The organism is Pseudomonas sp. F007, from assembly GCF_057814275.1.
Genome location: NZ_JBVATA010000006.1, coordinates 103,890 through 121,304 on the forward strand (window position 1 = coordinate 103,890; position 17,415 = coordinate 121,304).

Consider the following 17,415-nt stretch of genomic DNA (forward strand, 5'->3'; position numbering starts at 1 on the left):
GCATCGATTAACCATCTTTTCTGGCATAATCGCGCCCCCTTATGACCGGGTCAGAAAACCTTCATGATCGATTTATTCAGCGGACTGGATGCTTGGGTGCTTGTGAGCCTCTTGCTCGCCCTGGCCTTTGTCCTCGCCTTCGAGTTCATCAACGGCTTTCATGACACCGCTAACGCGGTTGCCACCGTTATCTACACCAAAGCCATGCCGCCCCACCTGGCGGTGTTCTTTTCCGGTGTATTCAACTTCCTTGGCGTGTTGCTCGGCGGCGTCGGCGTGGCCTATGCCATCGTGCACTTGCTGCCGGTAGAACTGTTGATCAACGTGAACACCGGCCACGGGTTGGCCATGGTGTTCTCGCTCCTGGCTGCGGCTATCACCTGGAACCTGGGGACCTGGTACTTCGGTATTCCGGCTTCCAGCTCCCATACCCTGATCGGCTCGATCCTCGGTGTGGGCCTGGCGAACGCCCTGATCAACGACATTCCACTGGTTGACGGGGTCAACTGGCAGAAAGCGATCGACATCGGCGCTTCGCTGGTGGTCTCGCCAATGGCCGGCTTCGCCGTTGCCGCACTGGTACTGATCGGCCTGAAATGGTGGCGCCCACTGTCGAAGATGCACAAGACGCCGGACCAGCGCCGCAAGATCGACGACAAGAAGCACCCGCCGTTCTGGAACCGCCTGGTCCTGGTGATCTCGGCGATGGCCGTGAGCTTTGTCCACGGCTCCAACGACGGCCAGAAAGGCATCGGCCTGATCATGCTGGTGTTGATCGGTATCGTGCCGGCGCAGTTCGTACTCGACCTGAACAGCACGACCTACCAGATCGAGCGCACCCGCGATGCAACCCTGCACTTGAACCAGTTCTACCAGCGCAATGAAGCCACCCTGGGCGAGTTCCTGGCGCTGGGCAAAAGTGTGAAGGACGATCTGCCGGAGAAGTTCCGTTGCAACCCGCAACAGACCGAACCGACCATTGCTGCACTGCTGGGCACCCTCAAAGGGGTTGCCGACTACCATTCGCTGCCGCATGAAAGCCGCATCGAAGTGCGTCGCTACCTGCTCTGCCTGGACGACACCGCGAAGAAAGTCGGCAAGCTGCCGGGCCTGGACGCCCGGGAAAAGGCTGACCTCGACAAGCTGCGCAAAGACCTGACCGCCACCACCGAGTACGCACCTTTCTGGGTGATCCTGGCGGTTGCCCTGGCACTCGGCCTGGGCACCATGGTGGGTTGGAAGCGTGTGGTCCTGACCATCGGCGAGAAGATCGGCAAGCAAGGCATGACCTACGCCCAGGGCATGTCGGCGCAGATCACCGCCGCGACCATGATCGGCCTGGCCAACGTCTTCAGCCTGCCGGTATCGACCACTCACGTGTTGTCCTCGGGTGTTGCCGGGACCATGGTTGCCAACAAGAGCGGCCTGCAAGGCGGCACGGTGAAAACCATCCTGATGGCCTGGGTCCTGACCCTGCCAGCGACCGTGGCCCTGTCGGCCGGCCTGTTCTGGCTGGCGTCCAAGGCCCTGGGCAGCTGATTCCCGGCTGAACAAAAAAGGCGCGCCCTGATTGCAGGTCGCGCCTTTTTTTTGCGTCGGTGTTACCAATCTCGAATCGCAGGCAAAAAAAAAGGGCAACCGAAGTTGCCCAAAATGCCTTGCGTGCTCGTGCTTCCGGAAAGACCCGCGCTTACTTGCGCTTGTGCGAGTCTCTCCAGATAAAGAATCCAAACCCAGCGAAAAACAGAATCATGAGGCTGACAGTCAGCACTCCGGCGAACACCACATTGTCGAAAAACATGACTGGCCTCCCCTGCTTGCTCAGTTGCGATGGGTCTAAGTTAACCAATCGAGCACAGGAGAAAATTGACCGGGATCAATAGCGCCCAAGACAGGCCGTAAAGGAGGGGGAATAACTGACGTATATCAACAAATACCGGCTGTTCAACGCTTCTTCGGTTTGTTCTTCGGCTTTTTCTTCGTCTTGCCCAGGGGCATGGCCTGCTCGAATGCCTGGCGCACTTCGTTCAGGCGCTTTTCATTAAGGTCATGCACGCGCTTGGCGCGCTCGGCATTGAGGTCGATCAGCTTGTCGTCTTGGCTCATGGCGGGGTTGGTTCTTCCAGGTTCGGTACGGGCGTGGCACGGCGACTGGTGTCAGCCGGGGTTTGCCAATAATGCGGGCTGTGGCAGGCAATGACCAGCCTGCTCGGCAGCCGTGAGCATTACAAAAGCTGTGCGCCACTCAGACTTCGATGTCTACCCACAGCCCCTGGCGCGGTTGCTCATCCATCAGCGGCGCCACCGGCACCGTGTGGTCGGCATTCAGTTCGTCACCGGGAATCGCCAGGTACGCCTCGGGGTCGCTGTCGGCTTCGCGCCGGCGCTTGTCTTGTTCCTGACGGCGGCGCTGCTCGTCGCGCAACGCCATGGCCGCTTCTTCCGGGTCGCGCTTTTGCAGGTCTATCGTGCTTTCGCTGGAACTCGGTTGCACTGGCACCACCGGCGGCATGTCCGGGCGCGGGCGAACCGGATCCTGTTGCGAGGTAATCGGCACGGCACTCAAGGGCAGCATCGGTGGCAGCATGGTAAGTCTCCTCTGGGCAGGCTGTCGGCGGAATGCCAGGCGACTTGAGCCATCGGTCGCAAACTTGTGACCGAGTTGACACTAAAAAGCTCCGATCGACACGATGCGCTACCGTAAGACTAGTAGTTTTTATGAGAGTCCTTTGGCTCTGAAGGCAGCGATCCGTTAAGATAGTCGGCTTTTTCAAGGCGGGAGTCAGGCAGCATGGCGCAGCAGTATCAACCGGGGCAACGCTGGATCAGTGACAGCGAAGCGGAGCTAGGGTTAGGCACCGTTCTGGCACAGGACGGTCGCTTGTTGACCGTGCTCTACCCGGCCACTGGCGAAACCCGCCAGTATGCGCTACGAAGTGCCCCCCTGACCCGCGTGCGGTTTTCGCCGGGCGACACCATCACCCACTTCGAAGGCTGGAAAATGACCGTGCGCGAAGTCGACGATGTCGACGGGCTACTGGTCTATCACGGACTCAACGGTCAGAACGAGCCTGTCACCCTGCCGGAAACCCAGCTGTCGAACTTTATCCAGTTCCGCCTGGCCAGCGACCGTCTGTTCGCCGGCCAGATCGACCCACTGGCCTGGTTCGCCCTGCGCTACCACACCCTGGAACACACCAGCCGCCAGCTGCAGTCCTCGCTGTGGGGCCTGGGTGGCGTGCGGGCGCAACCGATCGCCCACCAGTTGCACATTGCCCGTGAAGTCGCTGACCGAATCGCGCCGCGGGTATTGCTGGCGGACGAAGTGGGCCTGGGTAAAACCATCGAAGCCGGCCTGGTGATCCATCGCCAACTGCTCTCCGGACGCGCCAACCGGGTGCTGATCCTGGTCCCGGAAAACCTCCAGCATCAGTGGCTGGTGGAGATGCGCCGTCGTTTCAACCTGCAGGTCGCGCTGTTCGATGAAGAACGCTTCATCGAAAGCGATGCCAGCAACCCGTTTGAAGACACCCAACTGGCGCTCGTTGCGCTGGAGTGGCTGGTGGACGACGAGAAGGCCCAGGACGCACTGTTCGCCGCCGGCTGGGATCTGATGGTGGTCGACGAAGCGCACCACCTGGTGTGGCACGAAGATCAGGTCAGCCCTGAGTACTCGCTGGTCGAACAACTCGCCGAAACCATTCCTGGCGTACTGCTGCTGACCGCGACCCCGGAACAACTGGGCCAGGACAGCCACTTCGCGCGTCTGCGCCTGCTCGACCCGAACCGCTTCCATGACCTGCAGGCCTTCCGCGCCGAAAGCGAAAACTATCGCCCGGTGGCAGAAGCCGTTCAGGAACTGATGGACCAGGGTCGCCTGTCGCCTGCGGCACACCAGACCATCCACGGTTTCCTCGGCAACGAAGGCGAAGCGTTGCTGGCTGCGGTCAACGATGGCGATGTCGAGGCCAGTGCGCGCCTGGTGCGCGAACTGCTCGATCGCCACGGCACTGGCCGCGTGCTGTTCCGTAATACCCGTGCCGCGGTCCAGGGTTTCCCGGAACGCAAGCTGCACCCGTATCCGCTGCCGTGCCCGGACGAATACCTCGAGCTGCCGCTGGGCGAACATGCCGAGCTGTACCCGGAAGTCAGCTTCCAGGCCCAGCCGGACGCCAGCGAAGAAGAACGCTGGTGGAAATTCGACCCGCGCGTCGAGTGGCTGATCGACCAGCTGAAGATGCTCAAGCGCACCAAGGTCCTGGTGATCTGTGCCCACGCCGAAACCGCGATGGACCTGGAAGACGCCCTGCGCGTGCGTTCCGGGATCCCGGCCACGGTGTTCCACGAAGGCATGAACATCCTCGAGCGTGACCGTGCGGCGGCCTATTTTGCCGACGAGGAATTCGGCGCCCAGGTGCTGATCTGCTCGGAAATCGGCAGTGAGGGTCGCAACTTCCAGTTCGCCCATCACCTGGTGTTGTTTGACCTGCCGTCGCACCCGGACCTGCTGGAGCAGCGGATCGGCCGTCTGGACCGGATCGGCCAGAAGCACACCATCGAGCTGCACGTGCCGTACCTGGAAACCAGCCCGCAAGAGCGCCTGTTCCAGTGGTACCACGAAGCACTGAACGCCTTCCTCAATACCTGCCCGACCGGCAACGCCCTGCAGCATCAGTTTGGCCCGCGCCTGCTGCCGCTGCTCGAAGAAGCCGACGACGGCGAGTGGCAAGCCCTGATCGACGAAGCCCGTGGCACCCGCGAAGCGCTGGAAGCCGAGCTGCACAGCGGCCGCGACCGCCTGCTGGAACTCAACTCCGGTGGCGCCGGCGAAGGTGAGGCACTGGTTGAAGCGATTCTGGAACAGGACGATCAATTCGCCCTGCCGATCTACATGGAAACCCTGTTCGACGCGTTCGGCATCGACAGCGAAGACCACTCGGAAAACGCCCTGATCCTCAAGCCGAGCGAAAAAATGCTCGACGCCAGCTTCCCGCTGGGCGACGACGAAGGCGTGACCATCACCTACGACCGCAACCAGGCGCTGTCTCGCGAAGACATGCAGTTCATCACCTGGGAACACCCGATGGTGCAAGGCGGGATGGACCTGGTGCTGTCCGGCTCGATGGGCAACACCGCCGTTGCGCTGATCAAGAACAAGGCGCTCAAGCCCGGCACCGTGTTGCTGGAGCTGCTCTACGTCAGTGAAGTGGTTGCCCCGCGCTCGCTGCAACTGGGCCGCTACCTGCCACCGGCAGCCTTGCGCTGCCTGCTGGACACCAACGGTAACGACCTGTCGGGCCGGGTCTCGTTCGAAACCCTCAACGATCAACTCGAAAGCGTGCCACGTGCCAGCGCCAACAAGTTCATCCAGGCCCAGCGCGACCAACTGACCCCGCGAATCAACGCCGGCGAAGCGAAGATCACCCCGCGCCACGCCGAACGCGTTGCCGAGGCGCAACGCCGTCTGGCCGCCGATACCGATGAAGAGCTGGCACGCCTGACAGCCCTGCAAGCCGTCAACCCGACCGTGCGCGACAGTGAGCTGGTAGCCCTGCGTCGCCAGCGCGAGCAAGGCCTGGCCATGCTCGAAAAAGCAGCATTGCGCCTGGAAGCGATTCGGGTGCTGGTAGCCGGCTAACCCTTTGTGGGAGCGGGCTTGCCTGCGATGAAAGCGCCGCGTTATTTCAGATAACGCGCGTTATCGTTCATCGCAGGCAAGCCCGCTCCTACAAAATCCAGCCCAAAATGCGCATCATCAAGCAGCAGCGTCCTGCTGCTGACCTCACGCCGTCGCCACAACCACCCCAGGCTCAGCCACCGGCACCAGCCCCTCCTTCATGCGCCGGGCATCACGCACAAAGCAGCGCGCCGCCAGGAACAGGAACACCGTGGTCAGCAACAGCGCCACCGGAATCAGGTACATGGCATCGTGCAAGCCGACCGCCTTGAACGCCTCGGTCATCTGCTCGGCCCCCGCCGCCAACATCGCACTCTGGGCAAAATGATCGGACAGCCCGCCCACTACCACCGGCCCCAACCCTCCCCCCAGCAGATAAAGACCTGCAAAGAACAACGCCATCGCCGTGGCCCGCAAGCGCGGTTCGACCACGTCCTGAATGGCCGTGTAGACGCAGGTGTAAAAGTTATAGGCAAACAGCCAGCCCAGGCTGAACACGCCAACGAACACTCCAATTTCGATCCGCCCGGCATGTAGCGCCCAGGCGGTGCACAGGGTCGAAATGATCAGGCTGAAGGCGGCAAACAACAGCCGGCCATTGGCAATTCGCTGGTGGATCTTGTCGGCCACCCAGCCGCCCAGCGTCAGACCGAACAGTCCCGTCACCCCGACGATCACTCCAGTTGCCACCGCCGCCTCCTGCAGCGGTAAGCCGAAATAGCGCTGCAACATCGGCACCAGGAACGAGTTGCAGGCGTAAGTGGCGAAGTTGAAGCACAGCCCCGCCATCACCAGCCAGAGGAAAGTCGGGATCGCCAGCACCCGACGGATCGGCCGGTCCACGCGCTCTTGGGAGACCGCCACGGTTTCCGCCGCGCCGCGCTTGGGTTCCTTGATGAAAAACATGAAGACCGCAAGGATCAGCCCTGGCACCGCGGCAATGAAGAACGGCGCACGCCAGCTGTCGAACGCCTTGACCATGGCGCCGATGGTGAAAAACGCCAGCAACAGCCCCAACGGCAGGCCCAGCATGAAGATACCCATGGCCCGCGCCCGGCGATGGGCGGGAAACAGATCACCGATCAGCGAATTGGCGGCCGGCGCATAGCTCGCCTCACCGATGCCCACGCCCATGCGCACGATCAGGAAACTCCAGAAACTGCCCACCAGCCCGTTGACCGCCGTCAGCCCACTCCACACGGCGAGCCCCCAACCCATCAATTTGCTGCGAGATCCGGTATCAGCCATCCGCCCCAGCGGCAGGCCGGCGATCGCATACACCAGGGTGAACGCCGTACCGATGATCCCCAACTGGAAATCGCTCAGGTGCCATTCCATGCGGATCGGTTCAATGATGATTGCCGGAATCGTGCGGTCGAAGAAGTTGAACAGGTTGGCCAGGAACAGCAGGAACAGAATGCGCCAGGCATTCGCCGCTTGGGTCGAGTTCTGCATGGATCCGCCTCGTCTATTTATTGTTATGAGGGCTCCGCCACCACGCGCATCCGAGCCCGGAAACCGCAATCTAGTCAGGCCGGTCGCGGCTGTCTGTGATCATTCGCAAGGCTGATATGCGCTTATGGCGACAGAAAAGCGCCTTTTCCCGTCTTATTCCAAACAGCTATTGAATCAATTCGAAAAAAGTAACAGGCAATACGCCATCACTGCATTGTGATTTCAAAGGGCTTTCTATACTCCAGGCATCCGCCCGTTTTCGTGGCGCCCATCGAGACTGATTCAGCGACAAGGAGTGCTATGGAGTGGCATTGGATCAGTGAACTGTCGCAGAACAGTGGTCAACTCGTACTCAACTGCAGCCATAACCCGGTCATGGTGCTGCTGGCTTATCTGGTTGCCTGTGCCGCCAGCTTCGTCACGCTGGTCATGGCCGAACGCGCGAACCACGCCGACCATCCAGCATCACGCCGGCGCTGGCGTTGGGTCGGCGCCGGATGCCTGGCCGGCGGTATCTGGGCCATGCACTTCATCGGCATGCTGGCGTTCCTCGCGCCCATCAACCTGCACTACGACCTCTCGATCACCCTGCTTTCGCTGCTGATCGCCCTGGTTGCCGGCTTCCTGGCCATGAATACCCTGAGTGATCCGCAACCCAGTGCCTGGCGCTATGGCCTGGCCGCGATCGGTGTCGGCCTGGGCATCGCCGCCATGCATTACGTGGGCATGGCGGCCATGCATTCCGACGCCAGCCAGTATTTCCAACCCGGGCTGCTGGCCCTGTCGATTATCATCGCCATCGCCGCCAGCGGCATCGCCCTGGTGCTCTGGCATCGACTGCGCGATGACAGTGGCGCCTTTCATCAATGGCTCAAATATGGAACCAGCCTGGTACTGGGTGCCGGCATCGTCAGCATGCACTTCACCGGTATGCAGGCGATGACTCTGGTACTGCCCGCCGGCGTACCCATCCAACTCGCCGCCGACGACAACCCGCTGCAACTCGGACTGACCATCGCCGTGATCGCGCTGCTGGTCATCGGCAGCAGCATCAGCGCTGCGCTGGCCGACAAGAAGCTGCAGCGCAAGGAACAAGACCTGCGCCGGGTCCAGACCCTGCTGGGTCAACTTGACCAGGCCCGCATGTCGCTGCAGCAGGCGGCGCATTACGACCCCTTGACCAACCTGCTCAACCGGCGTGGCTTCAATCAACTGTTCGCGGAGAAAATCGCCGAAAAGAACAGCTTGGGCGGCAAGTTGGCGATCATGTTCCTGGACATCGATCACTTCAAACGCATCAATGACAGCCTCGGGCACGACGCCGGCGACGACTTGCTGAAGGTCCTTGCCGGGCATCTGAAAAGCTCGATACGCAGCCATGCCGATGTGGTCGCACGCTTTGGCGGTGACGAGTTTTGCGTGCTGATCAACCTGCAGGAGCGCGACGAAGCCCGGCACGTGGCGCTGCGCATCCTGGCAAAAATGCAAGAGCCCATCACCCTGGCCGGGCGCAGCATGGTCATGACCACCAGCATCGGCATCAGCCTGTACCCGGACGACGGCCGCACCTGCGAAGAACTGCTGAAAAATGCCGACCTGGCGCTCTACCAGGCCAAGGCCAATGGTCGTAACGACCTGTGCTTTTTCAATGAGACCCTGAAAACCAGGGCAACGATCGCTCTGCAACTGGAGGAAGAACTGCGCCATGCCCTGCGCGAGGACAAGGGGCTGCTGCTGTATTACCAGCCGATTTACGATCTGGCGACCGGCCAGGTGACCAAGCTCGAAGCGCTGATTCGCTGGCAGCACCCGACTCACGGCGTGCTGGCACCCGACCGCTTCATTGCCATTGCCGAAGCCAATGGCCTGATCGCCGAACTCGATCACTGGGTGTTGCGCAAGGCCTGCGAGGACCTCAGGCAGTTGTCCGGGCCAGGCTGCGATTCACTGAAAATTGCGGTCAACTGCTCGCCCCTCAACCTCGGCCGACCGGAACTGGCTGAACAGATCAAAGCCGCGCTGCAGTCGGCCGGGGTGGCAGCACAACGACTGGAACTGGAAGTCACCGAGAATGCGCTGATGGGCAACATCGCCGTCACCCTCGAGTTGCTGCACCAGATCCGCGACCTCGGGGTCTCCCTGTCCATCGATGACTTCGGCACCGGCTACTCCTCGCTCGCGTATCTCAAGCGCCTGCCGCTGAACACCCTGAAGATCGACCGCTCGTTTATCCAGGACATTCCCAACTCGCCGCAGGACATGGAGATCGTGCAGGCGATCATCGTAATGGCCCACACCCTGCACCTGCAGGTGGTCACCGAAGGGGTCGAGACGCTCGAGCAATACCGCTTCCTCGAACGCCTGGGCTGTGACTACATCCAGGGCTATTTACTGAGTTGCCCGGTGCCCCTGGCGGAACTGCGGCCGATCCTCGATCAAGTCAACCAGCGCATCAGCCCTTTGCGTCTGGTTCGCGGTACAGCTGAATCAAGGTAGAGGGGTCCTTTTCCAGGAATCCCTGGCCACCGTGCAGGCGCATCAGTTGCGCGGCCAGGCCGCTGAGGGGGATCGCCGCCCCTTGTTCGCGGGAAAACTTCACCGCGCCATCGAGGTCCTTGAGCAACGTGCGCACATGCCATTTCACCGGTTCAAAGCGGCTCTCGGCCATTTGCGGCGCGAGAATCTGCAAGGGCTTCGAATCGGCAAAACCACCGCTCAAGGCTTCTGCCAACAAGCTGGCATCGACCCCCGAACGCTCTGCCAGTGCCACCACCTCGGCAATCACCAAGGCATTGCACGCCACGATCATTTGATTGCAGGCCTTGGTTACCTGCCCCGCCCCGACTTCGCCCATATGCGTGACCCGCTGGCCGAGGCTGAGCAGGATTGGACGCACACGCTCAACATCCGTCGCCTGCCCGCCCACCATGATCGCCAGGCTGCCGGCTTCAGCCCCCGCCACCCCGCCGGACACCGGTGCATCGAGCCAACGCATTGCGCATCGGCCAGCCAGTTGCGCGGCCATTTCACGAGTGGCTGTCGGTTCCAGACTGGAAAAATCCACCAGCATTTGACCGCTCCGGCCGCCACTGGCGACCCCGGCCGGGCCAAACACCACTTCACGCACCACCTCGGTGTTGGCCAGGCACAGCAGCACCAGGTCGGCGTGCTCGCACAACTCGGCCGGCGTCGCGACCTGACGGGCACCGGCCTCGACCAGGGGCGCACATTTTTCCGGGTTGCGGTTCCACACCGTCAACGGATACCCCGCCGCCAGCAGGCGCCGGCACATCGGCAAGCCCATCAGGCCGATGCCGGCGAACGCAAGTGCAGGTAACGCAGCCATAAGATTGCCTCTGTCAAATTCGGGATCGCGCAAATAGTCGCCGATTTGCCGAGGCTTGGGAAAGGTCAACGATTTACAATCGGAAACAATCAAGCAGCCTTTCGACGGCCAAGCCAACTGTTCCCATTACGCGAACGTCACCGTCAACCGGTTCTGGCTGTGGCCTTTCTCTACGGCACCGTGCCATCACGCTACGCGGCTACACACTTTTTAGCGCGAAGATAGCGCACCAACTTGGTGCTCAAGCTGAGGCTTGCGCCCTTTCCTGGATCAGGATCCAGGGAGAAACCACTACCGCCCAGAGCTCGGGATCACGCGCAAAAAGATCCAGCGCCCGCGTTTCAGACAGCTTCGAGAGTTTGTCGGCGGCCAACCAGGCAGCCACTTTCTCGCCTTCGTCCTGCGCCACTGCCTCTGCAGCAGCAATCAAATCCAGATCAGGATCGACCCACAATAGGGCACCCTTGGCAAAGAACGGTTCCAGTCCTTTCCACGTGATCGATGCGGTTTCGCCAAGCAGCTTGGCATAGAGGGTGCTAGGTTCTTCAGTCATGGGTCCTGTCCGGAAAAGAAATCGGCGCAATCATAACGTCGGTGGTCCAGCAGAAAAACCCGGATGCAATTGCGTCATCGAACGAAAAGTGCGGGAAAGCTCCATAAAGCCGCTGAACCAGCTATAAGCCCTCAAAAGCCATGCCGCGTTTTTGTACTTTTCTTTCAATAAAGCGACACCGTCAGGTTTTGCCCCCAGCAGCCAGCTTTTCAAGCGAACAACCGGCGCTCTACACTGTACCGGTACAGTTGCCAGGGGCATTTCCGTAAGAGACCTAGGTCATCGATCGGTTCTGCGCCTCAGGCCGCCAGGACTATAAAAATTACAACAGTAAGAGTGGAGCACTATGAATAAGGCTACTAAGCAGATTTCCAAACTGTTTGCCGCTATGGTTCTGGCCGGGGTTGCCAGCCATTCGTTCGCAGCTGACACCATCAAGATCGGCATTGCCGGCCCTAAAACCGGCCCTGTAGCCCAATACGGCGACATGCAGTTCAGTGGCGCGAAAATGGCCATCGAACAAATCAACGCCAAAGGCGGCGTCGACGGCAAGAAACTTGAAGCCGTTGAATACGACGATGCCTGTGATCCGAAACAAGCCGTGGCTGTTGCCAACAAAGTCGTCAACGACGGCGTGAAGTTCGTGGTCGGCCACCTGTGCTCCAGCTCCACCCAACCGGCTTCGGATATCTACGAAGACGAAGGCGTGATCATGATCACCCCGGCTGCCACCAGCCCGGACATCACCACCCGTGGTTACAAAATGATCTTCCGTACTATCGGTCTGGACAGCGCCCAGGGCCCTGCCGCCGGTAACTACATTGCCGATCACGTGAAGCCGAAAGTCGTTGCCGTGCTGCACGACAAACAGCAATACGGTGAGGGTATTGCCACCGCGGTGAAGAAAACCCTGGAAGGCAAAGGCGTCAAGGTTGCCGTGTTCGAGGGCATCAACGCCGGCGACAAAGACTTCTCCTCGATGATCGCCAAGCTCAAGCAAGCCAACGTCGACTTCGTCTACTACGGCGGCTACCACCCGGAGCTGGGCCTGATTCTGCGTCAATCCCAGGAAAAAGGCCTGAAAGCCAAGTTCATGGGTCCGGAAGGCGTGGGTAACGACTCGATCTCGCAAATCGCCAAGGATGCTTCCGAAGGCCTGCTGGTAACCCTGCCGAAGTCCTTCGACCAGGATCCGACCAACGTTGCCCTGGTTGACGCGTTCAAGGCCAAGAAAGAAGACCCAAGCGGTCCGTTCGTGTTCCCGGCCTACTCGGCCGTTGAAGTCATCGCCGGCGGTATCACTGCTGCCAAGAGCGAAGACCCGGCCAAAGTGGCTGAAGCCATCCACGCCGGTACTTTCAAAACCCCGACTGGCGACCTGAGCTTCGACGCCAAGGGCGACCTGAAAGACTTCAAGTTCGTGGTTTACGAGTGGCACTTCGGCAAACCGAAAACCGAAGCTTCGCCTCAGTAAGGCCTTGCCTGACTGACTGCCAATAAAGCCCACGGCGTGCCGTGGGCTTTATTTTACGAACGTATTGGGCCGCGCTGGCGTGATCCGCTAGCCTCCCCACCTGAAAATCTCAAAACCGTCATCAGCGGTTCGCTGGCAATGTTCGAATTCGAGGTGGATGCAGATCCACGGGGCTCGGGCGGGATAATGACTCCACCAGTGAAATGCGTATCAGGTTTTTAGGAGCGCTGTAATGCCTGAGATCTATCACTTTTTCCAACAGCTGGTTAACGGCCTGACCGTTGGCAGCACGTATGCCCTGATCGCCATCGGCTATACGATGGTTTACGGCATCATTGGAATGATCAACTTCGCCCACGGCGAGGTCTACATGATCGGTTCCTACGTGGCGTTCATCGCCATCGCCGGGCTGGCCATGATGGGACTCGACAGTGTCCCGCTGTTGATGACCGCAGCTTTCATTGCGAGCATCGTCGTTACCAGTGCCTACGGATACAGCATTGAACGGATTGCCTACCGCCCGCTACGGGGCAGCAACCGCCTGATTCCGCTGATTTCCGCCATCGGCATGTCGATCTTCCTGCAGAACACGGTTCTGCTGTCACAAGACTCCAAGGATAAATCGATCCCCAACCTGATCCCGGGCAACTTCTCCTTCGGGCCAGGCGGAGCATCGGAAGTCCTGATTTCCTACATGCAGATCGTGGTGTTCGTGGTGACCCTGGTGGCAATGTTCGGCCTGACCCTGTTCATCTCCCGTTCTCGCCTCGGCCGTGCCTGCCGCGCCTGTGCCGAAGACATCAAGATGGCCAACCTGCTGGGTATCAACACCAACAACATCATCGCCCTGACCTTCGTCATCGGTGCTGCGCTGGCGGCCATCGCGGCCGTGCTGCTGAGCATGCAATACGGCGTGATCAACCCGAACGCCGGCTTCCTGGTCGGGCTCAAGGCCTTCACCGCCGCAGTATTGGGCGGCATCGGCAGTATTCCGGGCGCCATGCTCGGCGGTCTGGTGCTGGGTGTGGCTGAGGCATTCGGCGCCGATATCTTTGGCGACCAATACAAGGACGTCGTGGCATTCGGCTTGTTGGTTCTGGTGCTGCTGTTCCGTCCGACCGGCATTCTGGGCCGTCCGGAGGTTGAGAAAGTATGACTAGGAATCTTAAATCGGCGCTGTTCAGCGCCTTGCTGGTGTGGGCCGTGGCCTACCCGGTGCTGGGTCTGAAACTGACCATCGTCGGCATCAACCTGGAAGTTCACAACACCAGCCCGGCCATCCTCGCGACCATCGCCCTGTGCTCGGTCCTGATGTTCCTGCGGGTGCTGTTCAGCCACCAGATCGACGCCGCGTGGAAATCCTCGCCACGCATGCCGTTGATCCCGGCCAAGGCCAGCAACTTCCTGACCCTGCCTGGCACCCAACGCTGGATCATCCTGGCGCTGATCGTCGGCGCACTGGTGTGGCCGTTCTTCGGCTCACGCGGTGCGGTGGATATCGCCACCCTGATCCTGATCTACGTGATGCTCGGCCTTGGCCTGAACATCGTGGTCGGCCTGGCCGGCCTGCTCGACCTGGGCTACGTAGGCTTCTACGCCGTCGGCGCCTACAGTTATGCGATGCTGTCGCATTACTACGGCCTGAGCTTCTGGATCTGCCTGCCGATCGCCGGCCTGATGGCGGCCACTTTCGGCTTCCTGCTGGGCTTCCCGGTACTGCGTCTGCGCGGTGACTACCTGGCGATCGTGACCCTGGGCTTCGGTGAAATCATCCGTCTGTTCCTGCGTAACCTGACCGATCTCACTGGCGGGCCAAACGGCATCAGCAACATCGAGAAACCGACGTTCTTTGGCCTGACCTTCGAGCGCAAGGCCGCAGAAGGGATGCAGACCTTCCACGAGTACTTCGGCCTGCAGTACAACTCGATCAACAAGGTGATCTTCCTCTACCTGGTTGCCCTGTTGCTGGCCCTCGGTGCGCTGTTCGTGATCAACCGCCTGCTGCGCATGCCGATCGGCCGTGCCTGGGAAGCGCTGCGTGAAGACGAAATCGCCTGCCGTGCGCTGGGTCTCAACCCAACCGTGATCAAGTTGTCGGCCTTTACCCTGGGCGCCAGCTTCGCCGGTTTCGCCGGTAGCTTCTTCGCCGCCCGTCAGGGCCTGGTGACACCCGAGTCCTTCACCTTCATCGAGTCGGCAATCATTCTCGCCATCGTGGTTCTGGGTGGCATGGGCTCGCAACTGGGCGTGATCCTCGCTGCAGTGGTGATGATCCTGCTGCCGGAAATGATGCGTGAGTTCAGTGAATACCGCATGTTGATGTTCGGCGCCTTGATGGTGCTGATGATGATCTGGCGTCCTCAAGGCCTGCTGCCCATGCAACGTCCTCACATGGAGCTGCGAAAATGAGCCGTGAGATCCTGAAAGTCGAAAATCTGAGCATGCGCTTCGGCGGTTTGCTGGCGGTCAACGGCGTGGCCCTGACCGTCAAGGAAAAACAGGTAGTAGCCCTGATCGGCCCTAACGGCGCGGGCAAGACCACCGTGTTCAACTGCCTGACCGGTTTCTACAAACCGAGCGGTGGCAGCATCCTGCTGGACGGCGAACCGATCCAGGGCCTGCCCGGTCACAAGATCGCCCTCAAGGGCGTGGTGCGTACGTTCCAGAACGTACGGTTGTTCAAGGACATGACGGCGGTCGAAAACCTGTTGATCGCCCAGCACCGTCACCTGAACACCAACTTCCTGTCCGGCCTGTTCAAGACCCCGGGGTTCCGCAAAAGTGAACGCGAGGCCATGGAGTTTGCCGAGTACTGGCTGGAAAAGGTCAACCTCAAGGAGTTCGCCAACCGTACCGCCGGGACCCTGGCCTACGGTCAGCAACGACGCCTGGAAATCGCCCGCTGCATGATGACCCGCCCGCGGATCCTCATGCTCGACGAACCGGCTGCCGGCCTCAATCCCAAGGAAACCGAAGACCTCAAGGCGCTGATCAGCGTCCTGCGTGAAGAGCACAACGTCACCGTGCTGCTGATCGAACACGATATGAAACTGGTCATGAGCATTTCCGACCACATCGTCGTGATCAACCAGGGCACACCACTGGCCGATGGCACGCCGGAACAGATCCGTGACAATCCTGAAGTGATCAAAGCCTACCTGGGGGAAGCGTAAATGCTGCAGTTCGAAAACGTTTCCACCTTCTATGGCAAGATCCAGGCCCTGCACAGCGTCAACGTCGAGATCCGCCAGGGCGAAATCGTCACCCTGATCGGGGCCAACGGCGCCGGCAAGTCGACCTTGTTGATGACCCTCTGCGGTTCGCCGCAGGCACACAGCGGCAGCATTCGCTACATGGGCGAAGAGCTGGTGGGCCAGACCTCGGCGCAGATCATGCGCAAGAGCATCGCGGTAGTGCCGGAAGGTCGTCGGGTGTTCTCGCGCCTGACCGTGGAAGAAAACCTGGCCATGGGCGGGTTCTTCACTGACAAGGGCGACTATCAGGAGCAGATGGACAAGGTCCTGGGGCTTTTTCCACGACTGAAGGAACGCTTCGCACAGCGCGGCGGCACCATGTCGGGCGGTGAGCAGCAAATGCTCGCCATCGGCCGGGCGCTGATGAGCAAACCCAAGTTGTTGTTGCTCGACGAGCCGTCGCTGGGCTTGGCACCGATCATCATCCAGCAGATCTTCGACATCATCGAGCAACTGCGCAAGGACGGTGTGACGGTGTTCCTGGTCGAGCAAAACGCCAACCAGGCGCTGAAAATCGCCGACCGTGCCTACGTTCTGGAGAACGGCCGGGTAGTGATGCAAGGCACCGGTGAAGCCTTGCTGACCGACCCCAAAGTGCGTGAAGCGTACCTGGGCGGCTAAGCAAAACGCGGAACAAAAAACGGCCTTCGGGCCGTTTTTTTGTGCGTGCTCACAACCGGTCCAACGCCTCGCCACTGCGCTTGAACCAGTCGATCAGATAGTCCGCCAGCACTTGAGTGCGCTTGGGTAATCCGCCCTGATACGGATGCACCAGGTACATCGGCATGCTGCGGGTCTGATAATCGCGCAGCAGCCAGCGCAAGCGCCCGTCGGCCAACTCGGCCTGAAGCAGATAGGACGGCAGTCGCGCAATCCCGGCATGGGCCAGCGCGGCCTTTTTCAGCAGGTTGTAGTGATTGCTGGCAAAGGCCCCGGAAACCCGTACCCGCGATAACTCGTGCTGCTGGTGGTAAAGCCATTCTTCGCGACCGCTGTAATGGCTGTTGAGCAGGCAACGATGACCCATCAACTGCTGCGGCGTGGTCGGCTCGCCAAACTGCTGCAAGTACTCGGGACTGGCGCAGGTCATTTCGTGCCAGGCCAATAGCGGCCGAGCGACCAGGCGCTGGTCGTTGGCCACTTCCGAACGGATCGCCAGATCAAAGCCGTCGCGGGACAGGTCGCGATAACTGTTGTTCAGTTCCAGCTCGATCTGCACCTGCGGGTACTGCCGGGAAAACTCCAGCAGCAAGCCATCGAAGAACGTCTCCCCCAGCGATACCGGCACGGTGAGCCGCACCGGGCCCGCCATGTCGTCCTTGAGCCGCGCCAGCGCTTGCCGCGCGCGCTCCACCTGGATCAGCAGGGCCTGGGCTTGCGGCAACAACGCTGCGCCCGCCGCCGTCAGGCTCAGGCGACGCGTCGTGCGTTGCAACAACAGCACATTGAAACGCGCCTCCAGCAGGCTGATGCGCTTGGACAGCTGGCCTTTGCTACAGCCCAATTGTTGCGCCGCCAAGGTGAAACTGCCCGCCTCGATCAGCACGGCGAAGGCTGCCAGGTCGTCCATTTCGCTCATGGATTGTTTCCAATTGAAAACCAAAGGTTGCCTATTAGCACGCTTATCTACAGAAAAAACCACACTAGACTCACACC

General features: G+C 60.5%; 16 protein-coding genes. 8 read left to right on the top strand and 8 right to left on the bottom strand.

From position 1 onward, the window contains the following. Positions 1-63 precede the first annotated feature (63 nt). The gene (locus ACZYR5_RS15880) at positions 64-1,539 is read left to right on the top strand and encodes an inorganic phosphate transporter (RefSeq protein WP_489090066.1); all 1,476 of its coding nucleotides are present in this window, start codon (positions 64-66) and stop codon (positions 1,537-1,539) included. A gap of 151 nt (positions 1,540-1,690) precedes the next feature. On the opposite strand, the gene ccoM is transcribed toward ACZYR5_RS15880, so the two are convergent. From ccoM to ACZYR5_RS15895, 3 genes are all read right to left on the bottom strand, one after another. Beyond that, positions 1,691-1,801 (bottom strand): cytochrome c oxidase subunit CcoM, encoded by a 111-nt coding sequence (gene ccoM, locus ACZYR5_RS15885; RefSeq protein ID WP_489090067.1) that lies wholly within the window; start codon positions 1,799-1,801, stop codon positions 1,691-1,693. A 143-nt stretch (positions 1,802-1,944) separates the two neighbouring features. Continuing rightward, positions 1,945-2,106: a hypothetical protein gene (locus ACZYR5_RS15890; protein WP_489090068.1), complete on the bottom strand. Its 162-nt coding sequence runs from the start codon at positions 2,104-2,106 to the stop codon at positions 1,945-1,947. A 139-nt stretch (positions 2,107-2,245) separates the two neighbouring features. After that, complete coding sequence (locus ACZYR5_RS15895) at positions 2,246-2,587, bottom strand: aspartate-semialdehyde dehydrogenase (protein WP_489090069.1); 342 nt, start codon at positions 2,585-2,587, stop codon at positions 2,246-2,248. 204 nt (positions 2,588-2,791) lie between these two features. On the opposite strand from ACZYR5_RS15895, the gene rapA reads away from it, so the two are divergent. After that, positions 2,792-5,638 (top strand): RNA polymerase-associated protein RapA, encoded by a 2,847-nt coding sequence (rapA, locus tag ACZYR5_RS15900; protein WP_489090070.1) that lies wholly within the window; start codon positions 2,792-2,794, stop codon positions 5,636-5,638. Positions 5,639-5,782: 144 nt separating this feature from the next. Here the strand turns inward: rapA and ACZYR5_RS15905 are convergent, their stop codons facing one another. Next, positions 5,783-7,132 (bottom strand): spinster family MFS transporter, encoded by a 1,350-nt coding sequence (locus ACZYR5_RS15905; protein ID WP_489090071.1) that lies wholly within the window; start codon positions 7,130-7,132, stop codon positions 5,783-5,785. Between the two features lie 300 nt (positions 7,133-7,432). On the opposite strand from ACZYR5_RS15905, the gene ACZYR5_RS15910 reads away from it, so the two are divergent. Then, positions 7,433-9,628: a putative bifunctional diguanylate cyclase/phosphodiesterase gene (locus tag ACZYR5_RS15910; protein ID WP_489090072.1), complete on the top strand. Its 2,196-nt coding sequence runs from the start codon at positions 7,433-7,435 to the stop codon at positions 9,626-9,628. On the opposite strand, the gene ACZYR5_RS15915 is transcribed toward ACZYR5_RS15910, so the two are convergent. The 3 genes from ACZYR5_RS15915 to ACZYR5_RS15925 form a co-directional block, all read right to left on the bottom strand. Continuing rightward, positions 9,585-10,478 carry an NAD(P)-dependent oxidoreductase gene (locus ACZYR5_RS15915; protein WP_489090073.1) on the bottom strand — a complete coding sequence of 298 codons (894 nt, stop codon included), beginning with the start codon at positions 10,476-10,478 and terminating at the stop codon, positions 9,585-9,587. The genes ACZYR5_RS15910 and ACZYR5_RS15915 overlap by 44 nt on opposite strands. A 241-nt stretch (positions 10,479-10,719) precedes the next feature. Next, on the bottom strand, positions 10,720-11,031 hold the full coding sequence (locus ACZYR5_RS15920) for a DUF2288 domain-containing protein (RefSeq protein ID WP_489090074.1): 312 nt from the start codon (positions 11,029-11,031) through the stop codon (positions 10,720-10,722). Between the two features lie 30 nt (positions 11,032-11,061). Further along, entirely contained in the window at positions 11,062-11,244 is a 183-nt protein-coding gene (locus ACZYR5_RS15925) for a hypothetical protein (RefSeq protein WP_489090075.1), read from the bottom strand. A 133-nt stretch (positions 11,245-11,377) separates the two neighbouring features. On the opposite strand from ACZYR5_RS15925, the gene ACZYR5_RS15930 reads away from it, so the two are divergent. From ACZYR5_RS15930 to ACZYR5_RS15950, 5 genes are all read left to right on the top strand, one after another. Further along, the gene (locus ACZYR5_RS15930) at positions 11,378-12,505 is read left to right on the top strand and encodes a branched-chain amino acid ABC transporter substrate-binding protein (protein WP_489090076.1); all 1,128 of its coding nucleotides are present in this window, start codon (positions 11,378-11,380) and stop codon (positions 12,503-12,505) included. A gap of 232 nt (positions 12,506-12,737) precedes the next feature. Then, positions 12,738-13,661: a high-affinity branched-chain amino acid ABC transporter permease LivH gene (livH, locus tag ACZYR5_RS15935; protein WP_489090077.1), complete on the top strand. Its 924-nt coding sequence runs from the start codon at positions 12,738-12,740 to the stop codon at positions 13,659-13,661. Beyond that, positions 13,658-14,914, top strand: a complete 1,257-nt coding sequence (locus ACZYR5_RS15940) for a high-affinity branched-chain amino acid ABC transporter permease LivM (RefSeq protein ID WP_027621150.1) — start codon at positions 13,658-13,660, stop codon at positions 14,912-14,914. The genes livH and ACZYR5_RS15940 overlap by 4 nt, the downstream gene beginning before the upstream one ends. Next, complete coding sequence (gene livG / locus ACZYR5_RS15945) at positions 14,911-15,678, top strand: high-affinity branched-chain amino acid ABC transporter ATP-binding protein LivG (protein WP_489090078.1); 768 nt, start codon at positions 14,911-14,913, stop codon at positions 15,676-15,678. Before ACZYR5_RS15940 ends, livG begins: the two co-directional genes overlap by 4 nt. After that, positions 15,679-16,380, top strand: coding sequence for an ABC transporter ATP-binding protein (locus ACZYR5_RS15950; RefSeq protein WP_027621148.1), 702 nt, complete (start codon positions 15,679-15,681; stop codon positions 16,378-16,380). A 49-nt stretch (positions 16,381-16,429) separates the two neighbouring features. Here the strand turns inward: ACZYR5_RS15950 and ACZYR5_RS15955 are convergent, their stop codons facing one another. Then, entirely contained in the window at positions 16,430-17,338 is a 909-nt protein-coding gene (locus tag ACZYR5_RS15955) for a LysR family transcriptional regulator (protein WP_489090079.1), read from the bottom strand. Positions 17,339-17,415 lie beyond the last annotated feature (77 nt).

Coding starts and splice junctions, on each gene's coding strand:
- ACZYR5_RS15880 (WP_489090066.1), top strand. CDS start 64: ATGATCGATTTATTCAGCGGACTGGATGCTTGGGTGCTTGTGAGCCTC.
- ccoM (WP_489090067.1), bottom strand. CDS start 1,801: ATGTTTTTCGACAATGTGGTGTTCGCCGGAGTGCTGACTGTCAGCCTC.
- ACZYR5_RS15890 (WP_489090068.1), bottom strand. CDS start 2,106: ATGAGCCAAGACGACAAGCTGATCGACCTCAATGCCGAGCGCGCCAAG.
- ACZYR5_RS15895 (WP_489090069.1), bottom strand. CDS start 2,587: ATGCTGCCACCGATGCTGCCCTTGAGTGCCGTGCCGATTACCTCGCAA.
- rapA (WP_489090070.1), top strand. CDS start 2,792: ATGGCGCAGCAGTATCAACCGGGGCAACGCTGGATCAGTGACAGCGAA.
- ACZYR5_RS15905 (WP_489090071.1), bottom strand. CDS start 7,132: ATGCAGAACTCGACCCAAGCGGCGAATGCCTGGCGCATTCTGTTCCTG.
- ACZYR5_RS15910 (WP_489090072.1), top strand. CDS start 7,433: ATGGAGTGGCATTGGATCAGTGAACTGTCGCAGAACAGTGGTCAACTC.
- ACZYR5_RS15915 (WP_489090073.1), bottom strand. CDS start 10,478: ATGGCTGCGTTACCTGCACTTGCGTTCGCCGGCATCGGCCTGATGGGC.
- ACZYR5_RS15920 (WP_489090074.1), bottom strand. CDS start 11,031: ATGACTGAAGAACCTAGCACCCTCTATGCCAAGCTGCTTGGCGAAACC.
- ACZYR5_RS15930 (WP_489090076.1), top strand. CDS start 11,378: ATGAATAAGGCTACTAAGCAGATTTCCAAACTGTTTGCCGCTATGGTT.
- livH (WP_489090077.1), top strand. CDS start 12,738: ATGCCTGAGATCTATCACTTTTTCCAACAGCTGGTTAACGGCCTGACC.
- ACZYR5_RS15940 (WP_027621150.1), top strand. CDS start 13,658: ATGACTAGGAATCTTAAATCGGCGCTGTTCAGCGCCTTGCTGGTGTGG.
- livG (WP_489090078.1), top strand. CDS start 14,911: ATGAGCCGTGAGATCCTGAAAGTCGAAAATCTGAGCATGCGCTTCGGC.
- ACZYR5_RS15950 (WP_027621148.1), top strand. CDS start 15,679: ATGCTGCAGTTCGAAAACGTTTCCACCTTCTATGGCAAGATCCAGGCC.
- ACZYR5_RS15955 (WP_489090079.1), bottom strand. CDS start 17,338: ATGAGCGAAATGGACGACCTGGCAGCCTTCGCCGTGCTGATCGAGGCG.